The 22375-nt window shown below is 67.0% G+C and carries 18 protein-coding genes; 7 read left to right on the top strand and 11 right to left on the bottom strand.

The window, feature by feature from the left end; translation table 11 throughout:
* Positions 1-88 precede the first annotated feature (88 nt).
* Genes mreD through mreB form a run of 3 tightly spaced genes read right to left on the bottom strand, consistent with a single transcriptional unit; the run spans position 89 to position 2692 of the window.
* Complete coding sequence (gene mreD / locus JHD77_RS21125) at positions 89-583, bottom strand: rod shape-determining protein MreD (RefSeq protein ID WP_003094389.1); 495 nt, start codon at positions 581-583, stop codon at positions 89-91.
* Positions 583-1623, bottom strand: coding sequence for a rod shape-determining protein MreC (gene mreC / locus JHD77_RS21120; RefSeq protein ID WP_071533941.1), 1041 nt, complete (start codon positions 1621-1623; stop codon positions 583-585). The genes mreD and mreC overlap by 1 nt, the downstream gene beginning before the upstream one ends.
* Positions 1624-1654: 31 nt before the next feature.
* Complete coding sequence (gene mreB, locus JHD77_RS21115; protein WP_003094393.1) at positions 1655-2692, bottom strand: rod shape-determining protein MreB; 1038 nt, start codon at positions 2690-2692, stop codon at positions 1655-1657.
* Between the two features lie 239 nt (positions 2693-2931).
* Here mreB and gatC point away from each other — a divergent pair, with 239 nt between their 5' ends.
* The 5 genes from gatC (at position 2932) to JHD77_RS21090 (ending at position 7096) form a co-directional block, all read left to right on the top strand.
* Positions 2932-3222 (top strand): Asp-tRNA(Asn)/Glu-tRNA(Gln) amidotransferase subunit GatC, encoded by a 291-nt coding sequence (gene gatC / locus JHD77_RS21110; protein ID WP_003106543.1) that lies wholly within the window; start codon positions 2932-2934, stop codon positions 3220-3222.
* A gap of 12 nt (positions 3223-3234) precedes the next feature.
* Positions 3235-4689 (top strand): Asp-tRNA(Asn)/Glu-tRNA(Gln) amidotransferase subunit GatA, encoded by a 1455-nt coding sequence (gatA, locus tag JHD77_RS21105; protein WP_009315920.1) that lies wholly within the window; start codon positions 3235-3237, stop codon positions 4687-4689.
* A 91-nt stretch (positions 4690-4780) separates the two neighbouring features.
* Complete coding sequence (gene gatB, locus JHD77_RS21100; RefSeq protein WP_223685172.1) at positions 4781-6241, top strand: Asp-tRNA(Asn)/Glu-tRNA(Gln) amidotransferase subunit GatB; 1461 nt, start codon at positions 4781-4783, stop codon at positions 6239-6241.
* A 59-nt stretch (positions 6242-6300) separates the two neighbouring features.
* Complete coding sequence (locus JHD77_RS21095; protein ID WP_003116225.1) at positions 6301-6678, top strand: septal ring lytic transglycosylase RlpA family protein; 378 nt, start codon at positions 6301-6303, stop codon at positions 6676-6678.
* A 31-nt stretch (positions 6679-6709) separates the two neighbouring features.
* Complete coding sequence (locus JHD77_RS21090) at positions 6710-7096, top strand: carboxymuconolactone decarboxylase family protein (RefSeq protein ID WP_003094405.1); 387 nt, start codon at positions 6710-6712, stop codon at positions 7094-7096.
* A 124-nt stretch (positions 7097-7220) separates the two neighbouring features.
* On the opposite strand, the gene JHD77_RS21085 is transcribed toward JHD77_RS21090, so the two are convergent.
* From JHD77_RS21085 to JHD77_RS21050, 8 genes are all read right to left on the bottom strand, one after another.
* Positions 7221-8012: a YfaP family protein gene (locus tag JHD77_RS21085; RefSeq protein ID WP_003112868.1), complete on the bottom strand. Its 792-nt coding sequence runs from the start codon at positions 8010-8012 to the stop codon at positions 7221-7223.
* 4 nt (positions 8013-8016) lie between these two features.
* A complete protein-coding gene (locus JHD77_RS21080) occupies positions 8017-9666 on the bottom strand; it encodes a YfaQ family protein (RefSeq protein ID WP_003106536.1) in 1650 nt (549 codons plus the stop codon).
* The gene (magD, locus tag JHD77_RS21075; RefSeq protein WP_003112866.1) at positions 9663-14213 is read right to left on the bottom strand and encodes an alpha-2-macroglobulin MagD; all 4551 of its coding nucleotides are present in this window, start codon (positions 14211-14213) and stop codon (positions 9663-9665) included. Before magD ends, JHD77_RS21080 begins: the two co-directional genes overlap by 4 nt.
* 26 nt (positions 14214-14239) lie before the next feature.
* Positions 14240-14878 (bottom strand): DUF1175 domain-containing protein, encoded by a 639-nt coding sequence (locus tag JHD77_RS21070; protein WP_003112865.1) that lies wholly within the window; start codon positions 14876-14878, stop codon positions 14240-14242.
* Positions 14875-16644, bottom strand: coding sequence for a DUF2138 domain-containing protein (locus JHD77_RS21065; protein WP_031756502.1), 1770 nt, complete (start codon positions 16642-16644; stop codon positions 14875-14877). The genes JHD77_RS21070 and JHD77_RS21065 overlap by 4 nt, the downstream gene beginning before the upstream one ends.
* Positions 16645-16682: 38 nt before the next feature.
* Entirely contained in the window at positions 16683-17492 is an 810-nt protein-coding gene (locus JHD77_RS21060) for a YfaP family protein (RefSeq protein WP_003094417.1), read from the bottom strand.
* A 162-nt stretch (positions 17493-17654) separates the two neighbouring features.
* Entirely contained in the window at positions 17655-18215 is a 561-nt protein-coding gene (locus JHD77_RS21055) for a response regulator transcription factor (protein WP_003106283.1), read from the bottom strand.
* A gap of 25 nt (positions 18216-18240) precedes the next feature.
* The gene (locus tag JHD77_RS21050) at positions 18241-19509 is read right to left on the bottom strand and encodes an ATP-binding protein (RefSeq protein ID WP_003094421.1); all 1269 of its coding nucleotides are present in this window, start codon (positions 19507-19509) and stop codon (positions 18241-18243) included.
* A gap of 276 nt (positions 19510-19785) precedes the next feature.
* Here JHD77_RS21050 and JHD77_RS21045 point away from each other — a divergent pair, with 276 nt between their 5' ends.
* Together JHD77_RS21045 and JHD77_RS21040 are read left to right on the top strand one after the other, a co-directional pair.
* Positions 19786-20496 carry an SIMPL domain-containing protein gene (locus JHD77_RS21045; RefSeq protein WP_003094423.1) on the top strand — a complete coding sequence of 237 codons (711 nt, stop codon included), beginning with the start codon at positions 19786-19788 and terminating at the stop codon, positions 20494-20496.
* A 252-nt stretch (positions 20497-20748) separates the two neighbouring features.
* Positions 20749-22362 carry an ABC transporter substrate-binding protein gene (locus JHD77_RS21040; RefSeq protein ID WP_003112863.1) on the top strand — a complete coding sequence of 538 codons (1614 nt, stop codon included), beginning with the start codon at positions 20749-20751 and terminating at the stop codon, positions 22360-22362.
* Positions 22363-22375 lie beyond the last annotated feature (13 nt).

The raw sequence follows: 22375 nt of genomic DNA, 5'->3' as shown, positions 1-22375 counted from the left end.
GGAGGCTCCCGGGAAACGCGTCGGGCGATGCGCCGATCACCCGTTTCGAAGAATGACGTATCCGCCGCAGCATAGCTGCGAAGCGGACCTACCTCACGTTGAGACGCAGACGGACGAACTGCAGCAGGGCGTACACCCAGGGCCAGAGCAGCGCGCTGACCAGGGCCGGAAGCAGGAAGGTCAGGGTCGGCGGGCGATTGCCGGTCAGGGCGTTGAGCCAGAGCTGGAGCAGCTGCGCCAGGCCGTAGACCACCACCAGCACCAGGCACTGCTGCCAGGCCGGGAACATGCGCAGGCGCTGGTGCAGGGACAGCACGAGGAAGGTGATCAGGCCGAGGATCAGCGCGTTCTGCCCGAGCAGGTTGCCGTAGAGCACATCCTGGGCCAGGCCGAGCAGCCAGGCGGTGACCATCCCGACGCGCTCGGGCAGCAGCAACACCCAGTAGGTCAGCAGCATCGCCAGCCACAGCGGGCGGCCGATCTCGGTGAAGGTAGGCATCGGCGCTACGGCCAGCACCAGCCCGACCAGCAGGCTCAGCCAGATCACCCAGACATTGTTCGAACCCTGGGTCGCGCGAGCCATCAGCGGCGCCCCCCGTTGGCCGCCGGAGCGGCAGGCTGCGTGGGAGCTGGCGCGGGCGCGGCGGCGGGCTGCTGCGCAGCGCCCTGGGCTGCCGGGGTGGCCGGCGACGGCGCGGCGGCCGGTTGCGCGGCAGGCTGGGGCGCCTGGGCGCCGGCGGCGGCTTTCTTGTCCGCCTCTTCCTGGGCCTCGGCGGCGTCGTTGGCGCGCTGTTCCGGGGTGCGGCTGTCGCTGAACACCAGCAGCACGTAGCGGCTACGGTTCATCTTCGCGGTCGGCACCGCGCGCACCACGGCGAACGGCTGGCCGGAATCGTGGATCACTTCCTTGACCGTGGCCACCGGATAGCCGGCGGGGAAGCGTTGCCCCAGGCCGGAGCTGACCAGTAGGTCGCCTTCCTTGATGTCGGCGGTGTCGGCGACGTAGCGCAATTCCAGGCGCTCGGGATTGCCGGTGCCGACGGCGATGGCGCGCAGGCCGTTGCGATTGACCTGCACCGGGATACTGTGGGTGGTGTCGGTGAGCAGCAGGACCCGCGCGGTATAGGGCATCACCTCGACCACCTGGCCCATCAGGCCGCTGGCATCGAGCACCGGCTGGCCGACGAAGACGCCGTCGTTCTCGCCCTTGTCGATCATGATGCGTTGGGTGAAGGGGTTCGGATCGACGCCGATCAGCTCGCTGACCAGTACCTTGTCGTCGACCAGCGCGGCGGAATTGAGCAGCTCGCGCAGGCGCACGTTCTGCTCGGTGAGCGCGGCGAGTTTCTGCACCCGGCGCTGCATCAGCAGGGACTCGGCCTTGAGGCGTTCGTTCTCGGCGATCAGCTCGCTACGGCTGCTGAACTGGTCGCGCACGCCTTCCCAGGCGCGCACCGGCATTTCCGCCAGGCCGTAGAAAGGCGTGAGCACCATCCCCAGCTTGCTACGGACGGGCTCCAGATAGTCGAACCGGGCGTCCACCACCATCAGGCTGACCGACAGCACGGCCAGCACCAACAGGCGAACGCCCAGCGACGGGCCTTTGGAGAATAGCGGTTTGATGATCCGCTCCTAGGCGACGATGCTCGCCACCTTACTCGGTGGAGAGCAGGTCCATGGAGTGGCGGTCCATCATCTCCAGCGCACGGCCACCGCCGCGAGCCACGCAGGTCAGCGGCTCCTCGGCGACGATCACCGGCAGGCCGGTTTCCTGTGCCAGCAGCTTGTCCAGGTCGCGCAGCAGCGCGCCACCGCCGGTCAACACCAGGCCGCGCTCGGCGATATCCGAGGCCAGCTCCGGCGGCGATTGCTCGAGGGCGCTCTTGACCGCCTGGACGATGGTCGCCAGGGACTCCTGCAGGGCCTCGAGGACCTCGTTGGAGTTCAGGGTGAAGCTGCGCGGTACGCCTTCGGCCAGGTTGCGGCCGCGGACGTCGACTTCGCGAACGTCGCCGCCCGGGAAGGCGGTGCCGATCTCCTGCTTGATGCGCTCGGCGGTGGATTCGCCGATCAGGCTGCCGTAGTTGCGGCGCACGTAGGTGACGATGGCTTCGTCGAAGCGGTCGCCGCCGACGCGGACGGATTCGGCGTAGACAACACCGTTGAGGGAAATCAGGGCGATCTCGGTAGTGCCGCCGCCGATGTCTACGACCATCGAGCCGCGGGCCTCCTCGACCGGCAGGCCGGCGCCGATGGCGGCAGCCATCGGCTCTTCGATCAGGAACACCTCGCGGGCGCCGGCGCCCAGGGCGGATTCGCGGATGGCCCGGCGCTCAACCTGGGTGGACTTGCACGGCACGCAGATCAGCACGCGTGGGCTGGGCTGCAGGAAGCTGTTCTCGTGGACCTTGTTGATGAAGTACTGCAGCATCTTCTCGCAGACGCTGAAATCCGCGATCACGCCGTCTTTCATCGGACGGATGGCGGCGATGTTGCCCGGGGTACGGCCGAGCATGCGCTTGGCCTCGGTGCCCACGGCGACGACGCTCTTCTGGCTGCCATGGCTGCGAATGGCGACCACGGACGGTTCGTTCAGGACGATGCCGCGCTCGCGCACATAAATAAGGGTATTGGCAGTACCCAGGTCGATCGACAGATCGCTGGAAAACATGCCACGCAATTTTTTGAACATGGGAAAGAAACCCTAGGCGAAGCGTGGGTGAAAAATACGCGGGTAAAAAAGTGCGGCAAACTCTAACAACGACGGGGATTTTGGGCAAGGCGGGCAATATGCTAAATTGCAGGCTTTTCCCGGCCCCACAAGGCCCGTCCAGGCGGAATTAGACCGCCGACCGCGGCATCCGTTCCCTGCCTTATATAACGCATGGCGCCCCGCCGCCCTTCCAAGGCCGCTTTTGCTGGAGACTCCCGATGGCGCTTGAACGCTCCGACGTGGAAAAAATCGCCCATCTCGCCCGCCTGGGCCTGAGCGAGGCCGATCTTCCGCGCACCACCGAGACCCTGAACAACATCCTCGGCCTGATCGACCAGATGCAGGCGGTCGACACCAGCGGCGTCGAACCGCTCGCCCATCCGCTGGAAGCCACCCAGCGCCTGCGCCCGGACGCGGTCACCGAGACCGATCACCGCGACGCCTACCAGACCATCGCCCCCGCCGTGGAAGAAGGTCTGTACCTGGTTCCGAAAGTCATCGAGTCATAAGGACGCGGACACATGCTGCATCAATTGACCCTCGCCGAGATCGCCCGCGCCCTCGCCGACAAGCAATTTTCCGCCGAAGAGCTGACCCGCACCCTGCTCGGTCGCATCCGGCAGCTGGATCCCCAGCTCAACAGTTTCATCAGCATCACCGACGACCTGGCCATCGCCCAGGCCAAGGCAGCCGACGAACGGCGCGCCAACGGCGAGAACGGCGCCCTGCTCGGCGCGCCGATCGCCCACAAGGACCTGTTCTGCACCCAGGGCGTACGCACCAGCTGCGGTTCGAAGATGCTCGACAACTTCGTCTCGCCCTACGACGCCACCGTGGTCGAGAAGCTCACCGCCGCCGGCGCCGTTACCCTCGGCAAGCTGAACATGGATGAATTCGCCATGGGCTCGTCGAACCAGTCCAGCCACTACGGCGCGGTGAACAACCCCTGGAGCCTCGACCGCGTGCCGGGCGGCTCCTCCGGCGGTTCCGCCGCGGCAGTCGCCGCGCGCCTGCTGCCGGCCGCCACCGGCACCGATACCGGCGGCTCGATCCGCCAACCGGCGGCGCTGACCAACCTCACCGGGATCAAGCCAACCTACGGCCGGGTTTCCCGCTGGGGCATGATCGCCTACGCCTCCAGCCTCGACCAGGGCGGCCCGCTGGCGCGCACCGCCGAGGACTGCGCGCTGATGCTGGGGGTGATGGCCGGATTCGATCCGAAGGACTCGACCAGCGTCGAACAGCCGGTGGACGACTACCTGGCCGCCCTGCAGAAGCCGCTGAGCGGCCTGCGCATCGGCCTGCCGCGGGAATACTTCGGCGCCGGCCTCGACAGCCGCATCGCCGACGCGGTGCTGGCCGTGGTCGAGGAGCTGAAGACGCTCGGCGCCACGGTGAAGGACATTTCCCTGCCGAACATGCAGCACGCCATCCCGGCCTACTACGTAATCGCGCCGGCCGAGGCGTCCTCCAACCTGTCGCGCTTCGACGGCGTGCGCTATGGCTATCGTTGCGACGCCCCGCAGAACCTGGAAGACCTGTACAAGCGCTCGCGCGCGGAAGGCTTCGGCAGCGAAGTGAAGAACCGCATCATGGTCGGCACCTACGCACTCTCGGCCGGCTACTACGATGCCTATTACCTGCAGGCTCAGAAGATTCGCCGGCTGATCAAGAACGACTTCGTCAGCGCCTTTGCCGAAGTGGACGTGATCCTCGGCCCGACCACGCCGAACCCGGCCTGGAAGATCGGCGAGAAAAACGACGACCCGGTTTCCCAGTACCTGGAAGACATCTACACCATCACCGCCAACCTCGCCGGCCTGCCGGGGCTGTCCATGCCCGCCGGCTTCGTCGACGGCCTGCCGGTGGGTGTCCAGTTGCTCGCGCCCTACTTCCAGGAAGGCCGCCTGCTCAACGTCGCGCACCAGTACCAGCAGGTCAGCGACTGGCACACCCGCACCCCGGCCGGCTTCTAAGCCATGGCAACGCCACGCAGTCCCCTCCCCTCTCCCGGCGCGGAGAGGGCGACCCGCAGGGTCGGCAGCGGGACTGCGCAGGCACAGAAGGATTGAGGAACACCACATGCAATGGGAAACCGTGATCGGGCTGGAAATCCACGCACAGCTCGCCACCCAATCGAAGATCTTCTCCGGCAGCTCGACCGCCTTCGGCGCCGCGCCGAATACCCAAGCCAGCCTGGTCGACCTGGCCATGCCGGGCACCCTGCCGGTGCTCAACGAGGAGGCCGTACGCATGGCCTGCCTGTTCGGCCTGGCGATCGACGCACGGATCGACCGGCAGAACGTGTTCGCCCGCAAGAACTACTTCTACCCCGACCTGCCGAAGGGCTACCAGACCAGCCAGATGGACCATCCCATCGTCGGCAAGGGCCATCTCGACATCACCCTGGAAGACGGCACCAGCAAGCGCATCGGCATCACCCGCGCGCACCTGGAGGAGGACGCCGGCAAGAGCCTGCACGAAGACTTCCAGGGCATGAGCGGCATCGACCTGAACCGCGCCGGCACGCCGTTGCTGGAGATCGTTTCCGAGCCGGACATCCGCAGCGCCAAGGAAGCCGTGGCCTACGTCAAGGCGATCCACGCCCTGGTGCGCTACCTGGGCATCTGCGACGGCAACATGGCCGAGGGCTCGCTGCGCTGCGACTGCAACGTCTCGGTACGACCGAAGGGCCAGGCCGAATTCGGCACCCGCGCCGAGATCAAGAACGTCAACTCCTTCCGCTTCATCGAGAAGGCGATCAACCATGAGATCCAGCGCCAGATCGAGCTGATCGAGGACGGCGGCAAGGTAGTCCAGGAAACCCGCCTGTACGACCCGAACAAGGACGAGACCCGCTCCATGCGCGGCAAGGAAGAAGCCAACGACTACCGTTACTTCCCCTGTCCCGACCTGCTGCCGGTGGTCATCGAGCCCGAGTACCTGGCGAAGCTGCGCGAGCAACTGCCGGAACTGCCGGTGCAGAAGCGCGAACGCTTCGAGAGCCAGTACGGCCTGTCCGCCTACGATGCCAGCGTGCTGTCCGCCAGCCGCGAGATGGCCGACTACTTCGAGAAGGTCCAGGGCATCTGCGGCGACGCCAAGCTGGCGGCCAACTGGGTGATGGTCGAGCTGGGCAGCCTGCTCAACAAGGACGGCCTGGAGATCGAGCAGTCTCCGGTGTCCGCCGAGCAACTGGGCGGCATGATCCTGCGCATCAAGGACAACACCATCTCCGGCAAGATCGCCAAGATGGTCTTCGAAGCCATGGCCAACGGCGAGGGTTCCGCCGACCAGATCATCGAGGCCAAGGGCCTGAAGCAGGTCACCGACAGTGGCGCCATCGAGAAGATGCTCGACGAGGTGCTGGCGGCCAACGCCGAGCAGGTCGAGCAGTACCGCGCTGCCGACGAGGCCAAGCGCGGCAAGATGTTCGGCTTCTTCGTCGGCCAGGCGATGAAGGCCTCGAAAGGCAAGGCCAACCCGCAGCAGGTGAACGAGTTGCTGAAGAAAAAGCTCGAAGCGTGAGTCAAAGCCAGACGCCGGGTTCGCCCGGCGTCTTCTTGTCCGCCAGGAGCCTGTTGTCCATGCCCACCCCATCCGCCGCCGCGCGCCTCGCCCTCGCCGTCCTGCCCCTGTTCCTCGCCGGCTGCTCCAGCCTCGCCGGCAGCGGTTCCGCGGATACCGGCGAAGCCTCCTACTATGGCAGCCGCCACGCAGGCCTGCGTACCGCCAGCGGCGAGCGCTACAACCCCAACGCAATGACCGCTGCCCACCGCACGTTGCCGTTCGGTACCCGCGTGCGGGTAACCAACCTCGACAACCGCCGCAGCGTGGTGGTGCGGATCAACGATCGCGGGCCGTTCCGCCGCGGACGGATCATCGATGTATCGCGCAAGGCCGCCGAAGGCCTGGGTATGATCCGCAGCGGCGTGGCGCCGGTTCGGATAGAGTCGCTGGATTGAGCCACCTTCTACCCACGACAGGAACCTTCCGATGAGCGAACAAGGCAAGACCGGCCTGGAGATCCGACGTGAAGTCATGGGCGACGCCTTCGTCGAGCGCGCCATGGGCAACGCCACCGCCTTCACCCAGCCATTGCAGGACTTCGTCAACGAGCATGCCTGGGGCTCGGTCTGGGCCCGCGAGGCGCTGCCGCGCAAGACCCGCAGCCTGATCACCCTGGCCGCCCTGACCGCCCTGAAGTGCCCGCAGGAACTCAAGGGGCACGTGCGCGGTGCGCTGAACAACGGCTGCACGGTGGAGGAAATCCGCGAGGCACTGCTGCACTGCGCGGTCTATGCCGGGGTGCCGGCGGCGATCGATGCGTTCCGTGCGGCGCAGGAAGCGATCGATACCTGGCAGGGCGAACAGCCCGCCTGAGCCCAGGAGCCATTCGCAGCGGCATGAGCGCCGCCGTCAGGCCACGGGTTGATAACACCGATGCCTGAGCGACGGCGAATAACGCCAGGGGCGTTATTCGCCCTATGGGACCGAGCGCAGGCGCCTACGGATAACTGAAGCGCTTCACCAGCGTCAGCTCGCCAGGCTTGCGCATCGGCACCAGGAAGGTTTCCTGTTTCTCGTTCGGCGTGCCCTCTTCGGTGACCAGGGTGATGCGCGCCGTGGTCAGGTCCTGGGCGGCCTGTTCGGCGCCATCCTCGCTGCTGCCGTAGCCACCGCCGAAGTAGTTGACGTAGACCAGGTAGGGCCCCTTCTGCGGCGTCGGCGTGGCGATGATTTCCGGGCCGTAGCCGGTGGTGACGTCGACATCCAGGGTCGCGCCGTTGGCCAGCGAACGATTGCCATACCAGACATGGTCGCCGTCCGGGGTCACCAGGTGCAGGTCGAGGTCGGTGTTGTCGCTGTCCCAGGACAGCAGCACGCGCAGCTTGGCCGGCACTTCCCCGCCGCCGCCACCGTGATAGAACTGGACCCGTCGCGACTGCCCGGCGGCGTTGCGCACCTCGACGCTGTTGCTGCCGGACGGGAAGGCGAACGGGCGGTCGAAGCTGCCATCGGCGTCCACCTTCAGTGGCATGCTCACACCGTTCACCACCAGCGTCGCCGGGCGGTCCTTGGGCTGGCTCTCGATCGCGCCGCGAATGCGCGCGGTGGTCGCCTGGTCGGCGGCGACGTTGACCGAGGACGCCGGGTAGTTCACCACCTGCCGGTAATTGGCGGCGGAACCGTCGCCGGCACGCCAGCCGGAGACCGGCGTATCCAGTTTCACGGGGTTGTCCGCCCAGGCGACGAGGGGAAGGCAACTGAGCAGGGCGGCAAGGGACATTCGGTTCATGGAGTCATTCCAGTAGCAGGCGCCGGGCCAGGCTTTCGACATAGTTTTCGTCCTGGCCGCTGGGATGGGCGCGGAAGGCCAGGTGCAGGTATTCGTGGGTGAGGTCCAAGCGTTCCTGTAGGGAATACAGGCCGCGGACGAAGATGCGTTCGCGCTCGCGATCGACATAGGGCCGCCCGGAAGCCAGGCGGCACACGGAAAAACTCGGAATCTCCTCGTAGCCGGGCTCTCGGTCGAGGCGCTCGCGCCACTGCCGGCGCTGCTTGCGCAGCCAGTCTTCGGCAGCCGGCAACGGCTGGCAGGCGGCCACCGGGTTGTCCCAGCGGCTCAGGCTGCTGCGCGGGAAAGCCTGGGCGAGGATGCTGTCGTAGCCCAGTCCCTGCCCGGCTTGCTCCACCGCGTGCTTCCAGGACAGGCGCGCCGGACCAGGCTGGTCGGAGTGATAGTTGACGGTCGCCCCGGCCAGCACCAGGTCGGCGCTCCAGGCAGCGATCCGCCGCGTCGGCGCGCTGGCCGGGCGCGGCGCTACGCGCTGGCGCTGGCTGCTGTCATCGATGGCCAGGCATTCGCCGCGCGGCGCGGCGTTTTGCAATAGATAGGTGCGAATGGTCACCGCCAGCGCGCGAGCGGCTTCCTTCGGCTGCGCCGAGGCTTCGCGCTCCAGCACCCGCGCCACGTACTCTTCGCGCGAAACCCGCGCGACCAGGCGCGGCACGCCATCCACCCGTTGCAGGAAGAGGTCGCCGGCGCTGGCGATGTCCAGTCGATTGCCGTTGGCGAAGAGCACTTGCTGCGGACCATGCAGCAGGCCTTCGGCGGCCGGGTGGCCGGAGGGATCGCTGACCGAGCGCAGCGGATAGCGGCTGAACAGGTTCACTTCCACGCAACGGCCCGGATCGGCCGGCCACGGACTCGGCAGGAAGCGCCCGAGCACCTCGGCGTAGCGGTCCAGGATCATCTTGCTGGTTCCCGGGCCGCCGAGCCAGAGCGGCGTTCCATCGACCAGCCAGCCAGCGAAACCGCCCTGGCGCGCCTGCGGGTCATGGTCGTCGAGCCAGCTCCAGGTCTTCACCCGCAGGCGGCCGCCAAGGCTGGCCACGGCATGGCCGTCGCCGGCCTGCAACGCCACATCGAGCAGTACCCGCCGCGCCTCGCCCTGGGCCGGCAGTTGCTGCAACTGCTCCAGAAGCTCCTTAACCGGCACCCGCGTCTGCGGTTGCAGCCGTTCCAGATCGAGCAACCAGGCCGGTGCCTGGCGCGCCTGCCAGTAGCCGCGCCAGGCCTCCGGCCGCAAGGCGAGGCGCTGCGGCTCGAAATACAGCCCGCAGGAGCGCACCAGGGCGCGGTCACGACCGATCGTCTGGCCATTCTCGCAGCAGTAGACCTCCTCGCGGCTGCGCCCCTGGCAGGTATAGGGCGGCTCGGCCTGGCCGGTGTCGCTCAGCCAGGCGAAGACGAACAGTTTCCACAGGCTGCCCAGCGGAGCCTGCAAATCGGCCGGCAACGGCCGGCGCTCGAGTACCCGCTGGCGATCCAGGCTCACCAGTTCGTAGCCCTGGGTCGTGCGCCAGGCCAGCTGGACCGGCGCCTCCGCTGCGCGAAGCAGCAACGGCACGGCGCACAGCAGGACCAGCCAGGCGCGCAACGCAATCACTCGACCTTGACCTTGGCCAGCGCCGGCTTGGCTTCCAGGGCCTGCTGTTCCGGCGCGTAGAGACGCAGGTAGCGGGCCGGTGGCAGGTTGAAGCTGCCTTTCTGGGAGAAACGCACCAGGTGACGGAAACGCTGCTCGCCACTCAGGCTGTCCACCGGCACCCCGTAGAACAACTCGCCCGGTTCGTTGCGCGCGCGCTCCAGGGTGGTCGCTTCGTCGCCGGCCAGGCCGCTGATCTTGATGCCCCAGGTGGTGCGCTCGACATCCGCGCCGGGCGGCAGCGGCAGTTCCAGCATGCCGTAGCGTAGAGCGGTGTCTTCCGGAACGTTCAGGGTCACTTCGTCGAGATACAGTTCGTCGCTGGAAAGCGGCTTGTCGCCAACCTCCTCGACCTTGAACTCGAACGCCCCCTCACCGGGCACCAGGCGCAGCAGACGACGGCTGATCTGCACCGGCAGTTGCCCGCTCGGCGCCTGGGCGCTGCGGTAGCTGAGCGCAACCGGCAACGGCCGGGCCGGCGCCTCGTCCAGGTCGACCCAGCTCGGAATGCCGCGGCCGCGCCATTGCCAGTAGGTTTCGCCGCTGGCGCCGCGCTGCGCCTGCCAGTCCTTCGGCGGCTGCGGCAGCTTGCCCTGCGGCGCCTGGGCCAGGGCGCCCTGCAGCCAGGTCAGGGCCAGGGCGCGTTCCAGGGTCGATTGCGCCGGCGCCAGGCGTTGCAGCAGAGCGCTGGCCTGCTGGCCATCCACGGCCGAGCGAGAGGCCAGCAAGGCATCGGTGAACGGCAAGCCGGCCTCACGCAGGCGCTGCGTCGCCGTCTCGGCCTGGGCGGCCAGCGGCGCGGGCACCGCGACCCGCAGTTGCCGTGCAAGGTCCACCGCCAGCACTCGCGCCGCGGCCAGGCCGACGGCCGAGTCCGGGTCGCCCAGCACCAGGCCGTCGTCGGCCTCCAGCGGCTCCGCGCGCGCCTGCCCTTCGCCGGCGTTGGCCAGATCGTTGAGCAGGCCGCCGAGCAGGGTGTTCACCGGCAACTGCATGTCGCGGGCGAAAGCCAGGATCAGCGCACGCTGCAGCAGCGGGGTCTGCGTCGCCTGCTTGGCGTAGGGCTCGAGGATGCGCTGCCAGTGTTCGGCCGGCAGTTGGATCTCCAGTGCGCGGCTGGCGTACCAGTCGGCGTAGTAGGCGTAGGCGGTGAGGAAAGCGTCGCCATCGACGTCGCCACCCCACCAGGCGAACCAGGCGTCCGGGCCGGCCATCTGCACCAGGCGCAGGCGACTGTTCTGCATGATCAGGCGCAGGCGGTCGCGAATCCGCGGCTCGCCGCCGGCCAGCGCCGGATAGGCGATGCTCAGCGGCAGCAGTTGGCTGGCGGTCTGCTCGACGCCGCCGTAGGGATACTCCAGCAGATCATCGAGATTGCCCAGGTAGGCAGCGGCCGGGCCATCGGCCAGGCGCAGGCGTACGTCGCGCGCGTCCGCCGGCAGTTGCAGCGGGTTGCTCGCCGCCGCCAGGCTGAGGTTCTGCATCTGCTCCACCTGCCAGCCGTCGGCCAGCAGGTTGAAGCGCACCGCCAGGCGGTCGCGGACCTGCCCGTCCTGGCGCAACTCGGCGCTCCAGTCGCCATCGCTGAGCGGCTGTTGCGCCAGCGGAATGTAGTTGACTCCCTTGGCCAGCTCCAGGGTCTGGCTGCGCTGGCTGCCAGGCGGCCCGCTGAGCAGCTCGGCCTTGACCGGCTGTTCGCCCTGGTTGAAGACGAACAGGCCGAGGTCGGGCTGGTCACCCTGGCGGAAGCGAGTCGGCCCGCTCCACTTCAGGTACAGCGGCTTCTCCGAGCGAAGGAACTGCTTCTTCTGGCCGACCTGGCCGTTGTCGTCGATGGCCCGCGCGGTGATCCGCCAGCGGGTCAGCGAGTCGGGCATGCGGAAGCTGAAGCTGGCCTTGCCCTGGGCGTCGGTGACCAGCTCCGGCTGCCAGGCGGCGGTGTCGACGTCCTCGCGGCGCGGCCGCTCCAGTACCTTGACGCCGCGCTCGCTGCGGTTCGCCCGTCCGGGTGCGCTGGTGCTGCCGGGCAACGCCACGTCGTAGCTGATGAAGGCCAGGCTGGCGCTGGTGCGCACGTTGTTGCGCCGCGGATGGTAGAAGAACTGGTCGATGCCGGGGGCGATCTCCGCCTGCAGGGCATAGACCATCTCATCCACCACGCTGACGGTCAGGTGGCTGGAAACCGGTTTGCCGGCGAAGCGCGTGGCCAGGGTCACGGTCACCGTCTCGCCCGGTTCGTAGCGCTCCTTGTCGGTGGCGATGTCGATCTCTACCTGGGGCATGCCGACCTTGATCCCGGCGTTCTGGAAGCTGTAGTCGCCGCCCTTGGTGTAGAGCACCGAGAAGGTCAGGTTCGGCGAGAACTCCTCGCGCACCGGGATCCACACGCGGTACTGGGTCGGATTGAGCTTTTCCAGGCGCAGCCAGTCGGCGCCCTTGGACAGCAGGGCGGTGGCCTCGACCTTGTCGCGCTCCAGGGACAACAGCGCATCCTCCACCGGCTCGGGGAAGGTGATCAGTGCGGAGGCTTCCTCGCCGGTGCGGTACTCGGGCTTGTCGAACACCACCTCGACGGTGCCCGGCACCGACTTCACGCCCTCGCCGCTCACCGAGTGGCCGGTGGCGCCAAGGAGCTGGCCCTTGTCGTCGCGCAGCTCCACGGAATAGGTACCGGGGCGCTCGAAGGTCAGCGCGAAGCGGCCGTCGGCGACCGGACCGCTATCGGTGGCGCGGTCCTCCAGGCGGATCCACTGGTAGCTGCTCGGCTTGAGCGGGGTCGGCTGTTCGCTGGCATAGCTGAACTCGACCTTCTCGCCGGCGGCGCTGAAGCGCTGCGGCGCGCTCAGGCGGTAGCGCGCGGCGCCGCGCTCGATGAGGATCTCCTTGCTGGTCTTGACCCGGTAGGCGGCGCCGTCGCTGGCGAAGATGGTCAGCATGTAGCGACTGGGTTTCTCGGCCGGCGGCAATTCGATGGCGGCGCGGCCCTTGCCGTCGGTGGTCAGTTCGGTGCTGCTCAGTTCCACCGGGAACTGGCCGAGATACTGCAGTTCGTTGTCCACCATCGACAACTGCTGGGCGCGCAGGCTCAGTTGCAGGCGCGCGTTGGCCACCGGCTTGCCGTCCGGATAGAGCAGGACGATCTCGCCCTTCACCGGCTCGGCGGTCTTGAAGTCCGGCTTGGCCAGGTCGAGGGCGACTTCGAAGTGCGGCTTGATGTATTCGGCGACGCGGAAGGCGCTGCTGTAGGTCTGCCCGCGGTAGTCGAAGCGCAACTCGTAGCCGCCGGCGACGGCGTTCTCCGGCAGTTGGAAGCGGCCATTGGCGCCGCTCTTCGCGTCGAAGCGGAGGTCCAGGCTTTGCAATACCGTGCCGCTGGCGTCGATCACGCTCAGGCGCACCGGCGCGCTGGCGGCGGCCTGGGATTGCCGGGCGTCCTTGAACTCGCGGCCGACCATCTTCAACGAGACCCAGTCGCCTGGCCGGTACAGCGGGCGGTCGGTGAAGGCGTAGATCTTGGTGTCGTAGATCTCGCTGTCGTAATAGAAGTTCTCGGAGACGAAGACCCCGCCCTCGCGGTCCTCGCCGATCACGTAGGAGCGCTCCGGACTGGCGTGCTTGAGCCGCAGCAGGCCGTCGGCGTCGGTATTGCCGCTGCTCATCACGCCCAGGCCGTCGGTCCACAGCACCTTGGTGTCGGGCACCGGGGTGCCTTCGTGCTTGCGTGCGGTCCAGACCAGCAGCTCGTCGCCGGCGACCTTGCTCACCGCCACGCTGTTGGAGACGAACACCACGGTGGTGGCGCGGTACTTGCCGACCAGCGCCTCGACCAGGTACAGGCCCGGCTTCAGCTTGCCCAGCGGGATGTAGACATTGCCCGGCACGACGTTGATGAACTCGCTGGAGGAACCGGCCAGCTTGACGTCCTGCGGCGGCTCGATGGGCTTGGCGTCCCACAGCGGATAGCGGAACTGGCTGACCAGCGGCAGGCCGGGAATCGGCGCGTATTGCGGCTGCGCGTCGTAGGGCGTCGGCGCGGTCATGGCGTTGCCCATCTTCAGCTCGGGCACCGCCTCGGTGACCTGTTGCCGCGACTCGTAGGAGAAGGCGCGCTGCATCACCCGGCGCGACTTGCGATACCAGTTGTCCCAGAGATAGGCCAGGGTGTTCGACAGGCCTTCGCCCTTGAACTGTCCCTCGGCCAGGACCCGGTGCAGGTTCTTCTGCCGCTTGAGGAACTCCAGCGGCTGTTCGATCCGGTACAGGCGCACGTCGACCCCGCCATAGGGCTCCATGCGGTAGCGCCGGTAGTCGCGGCCGGGCGCTTCGAGACGGACCCGCGCTTCCTCGTCGGTGGCGAAGCTGCTGTCGGCGAGCAGGAAGAAGGATTCGCCGGCCATCGGCGTGTAGCCGCTCGGCTCCACCGTGTCTTCCGCCTGGACGGCGGCGAACGGCAGCAGGACCAGGGCGGCGACCGCCAGGCTACGGCTGAAACGGCGCAGGTTGCTCATTGCGGTGGTCTTCACTGGGACGCGATTCATTGAGAGAGGAAAGCCAGCCGATAGATGCCGATAAAGTTGGGATTGGATTCGTCGGGGATCCATCGGGTGTCCTTCCATGTCATGAGTTGTTGCAGGCTGACCGAGCGCATGCCGTTATCGGTCGGGGTGCTGCTGCCGGTGTGATAGGCGATGGAGCGGCCCATCCAGATCATCAGGTGCTGGTCGTCGCCCTGGTCGTAGAACATCAGGTCGCCGGGGCGCGCCTGGTTGAGGTCGCGGCCGACCAGCCGACTGTTGAACTGCACCAGCTTGATCGCATTCACGTAGGGCCCGACCTGGCCGCCACCCTGCTGCCAGTTCTGCGCCAGGCGCCGTTGCTCGGGACTGAGCGCCAGCTCCGGGGGCAGGTAGCGGTTGGACAGGCCGTTGGCGCGCAGCCACTTGCCATCGTGGACTTTCAGCGCCTCGTTGGCGGCGAAGCGCACCAGGCCGGCGCAGTCCTGCTGGTGCCAGCGCGGACTCGGCCCTTGGCGCAACTGTTCCTGGGCGATGCGCACGAACCAGGCGCGGAATACCTGCGATTGCTGCGGGTCGAGCGTTACCGCGGGCTCGCCGCGGGCAACGCCGCTGGCCAGCAGGAGCAGCGCCAGGCCGAAGGCAGTCAGGCGTCTCACAGCGACCGCCATTCCAGCGGCAGCCATTGCCACGGTGCGTTGGCCTGGCTTCCGGCAGGCAGCCCGAGGGCGTAGCTGCCCTTGCCGGCGAGGGTTTTCAGGCGCGGCATCAGGTAGGTGTCGGCGGCATTGCGGAATACCGGCTCCATGTCCTGCGGCAGGCTGTCGAGGGTTTCCCGTTGCAGCAGTTCGGAGAGCGGCTGCGGCGCCAGGTAGGCCGGTACCAGCGCATCCTTCGGCAACACCTCGGCGAGCGGCGGATAGCGTTTGTCGAGGGTGTCCAGGGCCTTGCCGAGCAACTGGTCGTCGAGGGAGAACAGCAGGGTCTGGCCATGGCGCGCCATGCCGATGCGGAAGAACGCGCGGCCGCTGATGCTGTCCGGGTTGTCCGCCTGGCTGGCCGGATAGGCGCCGAAGTTCGAGCTGACCTGGCGGGTCCAGCGGCGGGTCTGGCCATCCACCCGGTCTTCCACCGGGAAGCTGCCACCCTCGACCTTGGCTTCCTTCGCGCCGATCACGCGACCGAACAGCTTGCCCAGCTCGTCGTCGAGTTCGGCACTGGCCGGCGCGCTCAACTGGCCCACCAGCAGCGGCGAATGCAGCCGCGAACTGGCGTACCAGCAGAGACCGGCAGCGCCGCTGAGATGCTCGGAGAAGGCCTGGGCCATCTTCTGCTCGGCCCCCAGGCGCTCCAGCATCACCCCGTACAGGCCAGGGGTGACCGGCAGCGCCACGCAGGCGCTGGCGCCCATCGGCATGGCCTGCCAGACCGGGGCGAAGTCCAGCGGCGGCTGGCGTTCCACCTCGTTCAGCGCCAGGTAGCTGCTCCAGCCCTGCTCGCCCTTCTCGAAGCGCACCCCGGCGAAGCTCGGGATGAAGCGCTGGTAGCCCATGGCCAGGACGCTGGCATTGAGGGTGATGCGCTGGCGCAGCTCGCCGCGGCCCGGCAGGCCGAAGCGCTCGGGGAACAGTTCGTCGCCGTCGAGCAGTGCCTCCAGGTCTTCGCTGGCCGGAGCGTTCAGCGGGCTGTCGTCGCTTTCGCCACCATCGTCGAAGAGCATCCGTGGGTTCGACAGCAACAACAGCCGGTCGCCCTTGGACAGGAACAGCATCGCCTTGTCGTTGCCGTAGCGCAGGCGATAGACCGAGGTTCCCGCCAGCTCGCCGACCTTGCGCAACTGCTGGTCGTCGGCGGCGATATGGGCCAGCGGCTCGAGCACCCGCGCCAGGCCGCCGCGCTTGAGCACCACCACGAAGTCGCGCAGGCGGCCGTCGGCGCCGCGCCAGAGGGCGACCTGGGCCGGTTGGTCGAGCAGTTCCTCGACCAGGCTGTCCTTCAGGGTCAGGTCGTGCTCGTAGATGATCCGCCGCAACGTACCGGTCAGGCCGAGGCGGTCGCCATTGTTCTCGTAATAGAAGACGAAGTCCTCGGTCAGGGTATCGCGCAGCAACGGCACCCCGAGGATTTCCTTCGGCAGGCGGCTCAGCGACACGCTCTCGATCAGCGCGTCGGGCTTGCGCAGGTCACGGTAGGCACGTGGCGCGTCGGCGTCCGCGGGTGCCTGGGCGCCGATCGGCTGGCCGAGGTCCTCTTCGGCCGGGCGCCCTCCGCCGAGCCGCTCCAGCCAGCCCATCTGCCAGGCCAGCACACCGCCGGCGGCCAGCGCGGCGACGATCCCCAGCACCGGCCACAGGGCGCTTCGGGTGCGCGCAGCGGCGGGCGCAGGGGTTCCGTTGGCAGGGCTGGGGGTGTTGTTCTCGCTCATGGTTCGCTAATCCCGTGTCATCCGTACGAGGGGATGCTTCAGTAGGTAAAGGTCTTGACCAGCACCAGGTCACCGATGGTGCGCAGGGGCACGACGAAGGTCTCGTGCTTCTCGTCGACGCTGTTTTCGTTGAACACCAGGTTGACCTGCGCGGTGATCACGTCCTGTACGTTGCTGCCGGCCTGGAAGTTGTAGCCCTGGTTGTTGAGGTTGCCCCAGTAGTTCACGTAGATCAGGTAGGTGCCGTGCAGCGGCGCGCCCATGGTGAACATCTCCGGGCCGGGCCCGTCGACGCCGTCCGGATCGAGGCCGCCGCTGTTGCTCAGGCGCGGATGCGCCCAGTAGGCGTGCTGGCCATCGGGGGTGACGATATGCAGGTCGAGCTCGGCCTTCGGATCGTCCCAACCCAGCACCACGCGCACGCGCGGCGGCAGTTGGGAGCGATTGGCCTCGTAGAACTGTACGCGCTTGAGGATCTTGCCGTCGGCGCTGCCGACCTGGACGCCGTTGGAGCCGTGGCCGAACGCATAGGGGCGGACGAAGCGCCCGGCGCCGTCGGTATAGAGAGGGAGAGGATTGCCGTTGACCACCAGGCGCTGGGCGCGCTCGGTGCCGACCAGTTCGCGCAGGTGTCCTTCGATCAGGCTGCGGCCGCGCTGGCCGCCGCGATCGATGGGCGGAGTCGGATAGGCAACACGCGGGGCATCGGGCTGCTCGAGCAGGCCGGAATAGCGCCAGCCTGCCGTCGGACCATCCAGGTCCACCGAAGGCTCGGCTAGTGCAGGCAGCCCGAAGGCCAGTCCGAACAGCACCGACAGGCAGCCGGCACTCGAACCGAAGATACGCATGATCAATCCCTGGTCGTGCGATTCATGAAAGTTGCATCTTAACGATTGCGCTGTCCGCTGGATATCCCCGGCGACCGGCGGAATGTGCGAAATCCACCGCGATTCGACGGAAAGCGGAAAGTATAGGGGGCGCCATGCGGCGCCCCCGTTGTCATTTACGCTTCAGCGCCGTACCGGCCGCTTCTGCAGCTTGCGCTGCAAGGTCCGTCGATGCATGCCCAGGGCGCGGGCGGTGGCGGAGATGTTGCCCTCGTGCTCGGCGAGCACGCGCTGGATGTGCTCCCATTGCAGGCGATCCACCGACATCGGGTTTTCCGGCACCAGGGTGTCCAGGTCGGCGTGCTCGGAGAGCAGCGCGGCCAACACGTCATCGGCATCCGCCGGCTTGCACAGGTAGTTGCAGGCGCCGCGCTTGATCGCCTCCACCGCGGTGGCGATGCTGGAATAGCCGGTGAGGATCACCACCCGCATGTCCGCGTGCAGCTCCAGCAGCTTCGGCAGCAGCACCAGGCCGGAGTCGCCTTCCATCTTCAGGTCGAGCACGGCATAGTCCGGCGTGTCCTGCTGGGCCAGCGCCAGGCCTTCCTCGGCGGAGCCGGCGGTGCTGACCCGCAGGCCGCGACGGCTCATGGCCCGCGCCAGGACCCGGGTAAAGGTGGGATCGTCGTCCACCAGCAGGAGATGGGGTTGTTCTTCCCCTTCGAAGAGCAGCTCTTCAGACATAGGCAGGGCCTCTCAGACGGATCACTCAAGCCATTCCGTAGCTGCGCGGCAAGCGCAGTTCGGTCAGAGTGCCGCCATCTTCGTGGTTATACAACTTCACCGTTCCACCAGCGCGGGTCACGCTGGCCTGACTGAGAAACAGGCCGAGGCCGAAGCCCTTGCCCTTGGTGGTGAAGAACGGTTTGCCGATCTGTTCGGCGATCGCCAGGGGCACCCCGACGCCGTGGTCGCGGATACTCAGGCAGATACTGCTGCTGTCCCAGTCCAGGCGGATGTCGAGGTCGTCGGGACAGGCGTCCGCCGCATTGTTCAGCAGGTTCAGCAGAGCCTGGCTGAGGTCGGTCGGCGGGGTCAGGCGCGGCGCGGAGCCGAGGCCCAGGCACTGGTAGCGGTAGGAAGCCTCCGGACGCATCAGGTGCCAGCGGCGCAGCACCGATTCCAGCCATTCCGCGGCGCTTTGCTCCTCGATCGCCTGACGACGGTCGGCCTCGGCCGCCCGTACCAGTTGCTGGAGGGTGTGCTTGCACTGCTTGACCTGTTCCTGGAGCAATGCCAGGTCTTCCTGCAGGGTCGGGTCCTGCGGGCGCTCCTGGCGCAGCTCGTTGAGCAGCACGCTCATGGTCGCCAGCGGCGTACCCAGTTCGTGCGCGGCACCGGCCGCCTGGGTGGCCACCGCGAGCAACTGCTGGTCGCGCATGCTTTCCTCGCGCCGCTCGGCCTGCATGTGCGCCTGCCAGCGCAGCGCCTCGGACATCTTCACCACGAAGAAGGTGATGAAGGCCGCCGACAGGGCGAAGTTCAGCCACATGCCGAACAGGTGCAGGTTGATCAGCATCGCCTCGTGCTGAACAGCCTGCAGGTGCAGCGGGTGGTACCAGATCAGCAGCAGGGTGTAGCCGGTCAGGGCCAGGCCGGAGAGCACCATGGAGTAGATCCAGGGCAGGGTCGCAGCGGCGATGGTCAGCGGTACCAGGTAATAGGAGACGAAGGGGTTGGTCGAGCCGCCCGAGTAATACAGCAAGGTGCTGTGGATGATCAGGTCGCAGGCCAGTTGTACCGCGTACTCCTGGTCGGTCACCGGCCACGGCGCGCGCAGGCGCAGCGCGGTGAACAGAATCAGGCAGGCGGACAGGCCAAGGGTCAGGCCGAGCGCCAGCCACGGCAGCGGCAACAGGTCGGAGAGCCAGGCGAAACCCACCGAGCCGGCCTGCGCGGCCAGCACGAGAATACGGATGAGGAGCAGACGGCCAAGGTTCTGGCGACTGGCGGAGAGCAGGAAAACCGGTGCGCGCATGTTTTCTTCCGGAATAAGCGCGAGTATAGCCAAGACGCTGTCGGCAACTCTGCGGCAAAGTGACTCAGAAACCTCGCAGGTCGCCATCCTGCCCTGTTTCGCCGAGCGCTGTCAGGGCTCAGATCAGTAAATTTCACGTTTTTTCCGAAATCGCCTAACCCGTTCCGGGAAAAGCCTTCGTCTCATGGTCCAAGACTGGCGTATAGGCGTGTTTGCCACGCCTGCCGGAACGATGCTCTACAGTGTGAATTCAGCCTTAGTACAAGGAGTTGCCCAATGTCTGCGATTTCCCGCCTGGCCGCCGCCGTCACCCTCTGCGCCGCCAGCCTCTCGGCCGTCGCCGAGGAAGCGCCGCGCTACAACCAGGTCTCGCTGCACGCCGAAGTCAGCCAGCAGGTGGCCCACGACCTGATGCAGGTCACCCTCTACAGCGAAAACCAGGGCAGCGATCCGGCCAAGCTCGCCGCCGAGACCACCAGCGTCCTCAACGCCGCCGTCGCCGACGCGCGCAAGGTCAAGGGCGTGACCATCAGCCTGGGCAGTCGCAACAGCTATCCGGTCTACGACGACAAGGGCCAGAAGATCACCGGCTGGCGCGAGCGCGCCGAGCTGCGCCTGGAAAGCTCCGACTTCGCCGCCCTCGGCCAGCTTTCCGCCGACCTGCTGGGCAAGCTGAAGATGGGCGGCATGGACTTCAGCATCGCCGATGCGACCCGCAAGAAGAACGAGGACCAATTGATGAAAGGCGCCGTGGACGCGTTCAAGGAGCGCGCCCAGTTGCTCACCGAGGCGCTCGGCGGCAAGGGCTACAAGCTGGTCAGCCTGAGCGTGAACAGCGCCGGCGCACCGCGCCCGTACCCGGTGATGCGGATGGCGGCGATGAAGGCCGACGCCAGCTTCGGTGGCGCCCAGGCACCGGAGATCGAGGCCGGGACCAGCCAGGTCACGGTCAACGCCGACGGTGTGATCGAGGTGCAGATGCCCTGATCCGGTCGGCGCGCACCACAAGAGGCAGCCTCCGGGCTGCCTCTTGCGTTTCCACTGTCTCTCGCGCAGCAAACGCGGCCTGCGTCGCGTTTGCGCAAATTCGAAAATGCGACATTCCCTTTCAAACGGATAACAACATCTACACTGAACCGACCTCGACGCTTGCGGCCGGCACATGCCCTGCATAGCTTCGCGCAAGACAGCTCACGAGGCTGTCCCTCGCAGACAATCAAAATAACCAGAGGTCACTCCATGCGTAGAAACGCCGTCATCCGCTCCGCGATCATTCCCTCGCTGCTCGGCGCAGCGCTGGTCGCCGCCGTTCCCCAGGCCTTCGCCAGCAACCTGATCTTCTGCTCGGAAGGCAGCCCGGCCGGCTTCGATCCCGCCCAGTACACCACCGGTACCGATTTCGACGCCGCGGCGGAAACCGTCTTCAACCGCCTGACCCAGTTCGAGCGCGGCGGCACCAAGGTCCTTCCCGGCCTCGCGGAAAGCTGGGACGTCAGCGACGACGGCAAGACCTATACCTTCCACCTGCGCAAGGGCGTGAAGTTCCACAGTACCGACTACTTCAAGCCGACCCGCGAATTCAATGCCGACGACGTGCTGTTCACCTTCGAACGCATGCTCGACAAGGATCATCCGTTCCGCAAGGCCTACCCCACCGAGTTTCCCTACTTCACCGACATGGGCCTGGACAAGAACATCGCCAGGGTCGAGAAGCTCGACGAGCATACGGTGAAGTTCACCCTCAACGAGGTCGACGCGGCCTTCATCCAGAACCTGGCGATGCCCTTCCCATCGATCCAGTCCGCCGAATACGCCGCGCAACTGCTCAAGCAGGGCAAGGCCAGCGACATCAACCAGAAGCCGATCGGCACCGGCCCGTTCGTGTTCAGCCGCTACCAGAAGGATGCGCAGATCCGCTTCAAGGGCAACAAGGACTACTGGAAGCCGGACGAGGTGAAGGTCGACAACCTGATCTTCGCCATCAACACCGACGCCTCGGTGCGCGCGCAGAAGCTCAAGGCCGGCGAGTGCCAGATCACCCTCAACCCGCGCCCCGCCGACCTCGACGCGCTGAAGAAGGACCCGAACCTGAACCTGCCGTCGCAGGCCGGCTTCAACCTCGGCTACATCGCCTACAACGTCACCCACAAGCCGTTCGACAAGCTGGAAGTACGCCAGGCGCTGGACATGGCGGTGAACAAGAAGGCCATCATCGACGCCGTCTACCAGGGCGCCGGCCAGTTGGCGAGCAACGGCATGCCACCGACCCAGTGGTCCTACGACGAGACCATCAAGGACGCGCCCTACGATCCGGCCAAGGCCAGGGAGCTGCTGAAGAAGGCCGGCGTCGCCGAAGGCACCGAGATCACCCTGTGGGCCATGCCGGTACAACGCCCCTACAACCCCAACGCCAAGCTGATGGCGGAAATGCTGCAGAACGATTGGGCGAAGATCGGTATCAAGGCGAAGATCGTCACCTACGAATGGGGCGAATACATCAAGCGCGCCAAGGGCGGCGAGCATGACGCCATGCTGATCGGCTGGAGCGGCGACAACGGCGACCCGGACAACTGGCTCGGCACCCTCTACGGCTGCGACGCGGTGGACGGCAACAACTTCTCCAAATGGTGCGACGCCGGCTACGACAAGCTGGTCAAGGATGCCAAGCGCACCACCGACCAGGGCAAGCGCACCGAGCTGTACAAGCAGGCCCAGCACATCCTCAAGGAACAGGTGCCGATCACCCCGATCGCCCACTCCACCGTGTACCAGCCGATGCGCAAGACGGTACACGACTTCAGGATCAGCCCCTTCGGCCTGAACTCGTTCTACGAGGTCAGCGTCGGCAAGTAGCTTCGCCTGCCAG

Origin of the sequence: Pseudomonas sp. P20, assembly GCF_016463925.1 — a bacterium.
Lineage (GTDB): Bacteria > Pseudomonadota > Gammaproteobacteria > Pseudomonadales > Pseudomonadaceae > Pseudomonas > Pseudomonas aeruginosa.
Note: the sequence above shows the minus strand (reverse complement) of the source record. Positions and strands in the feature narration are given on the sequence as shown.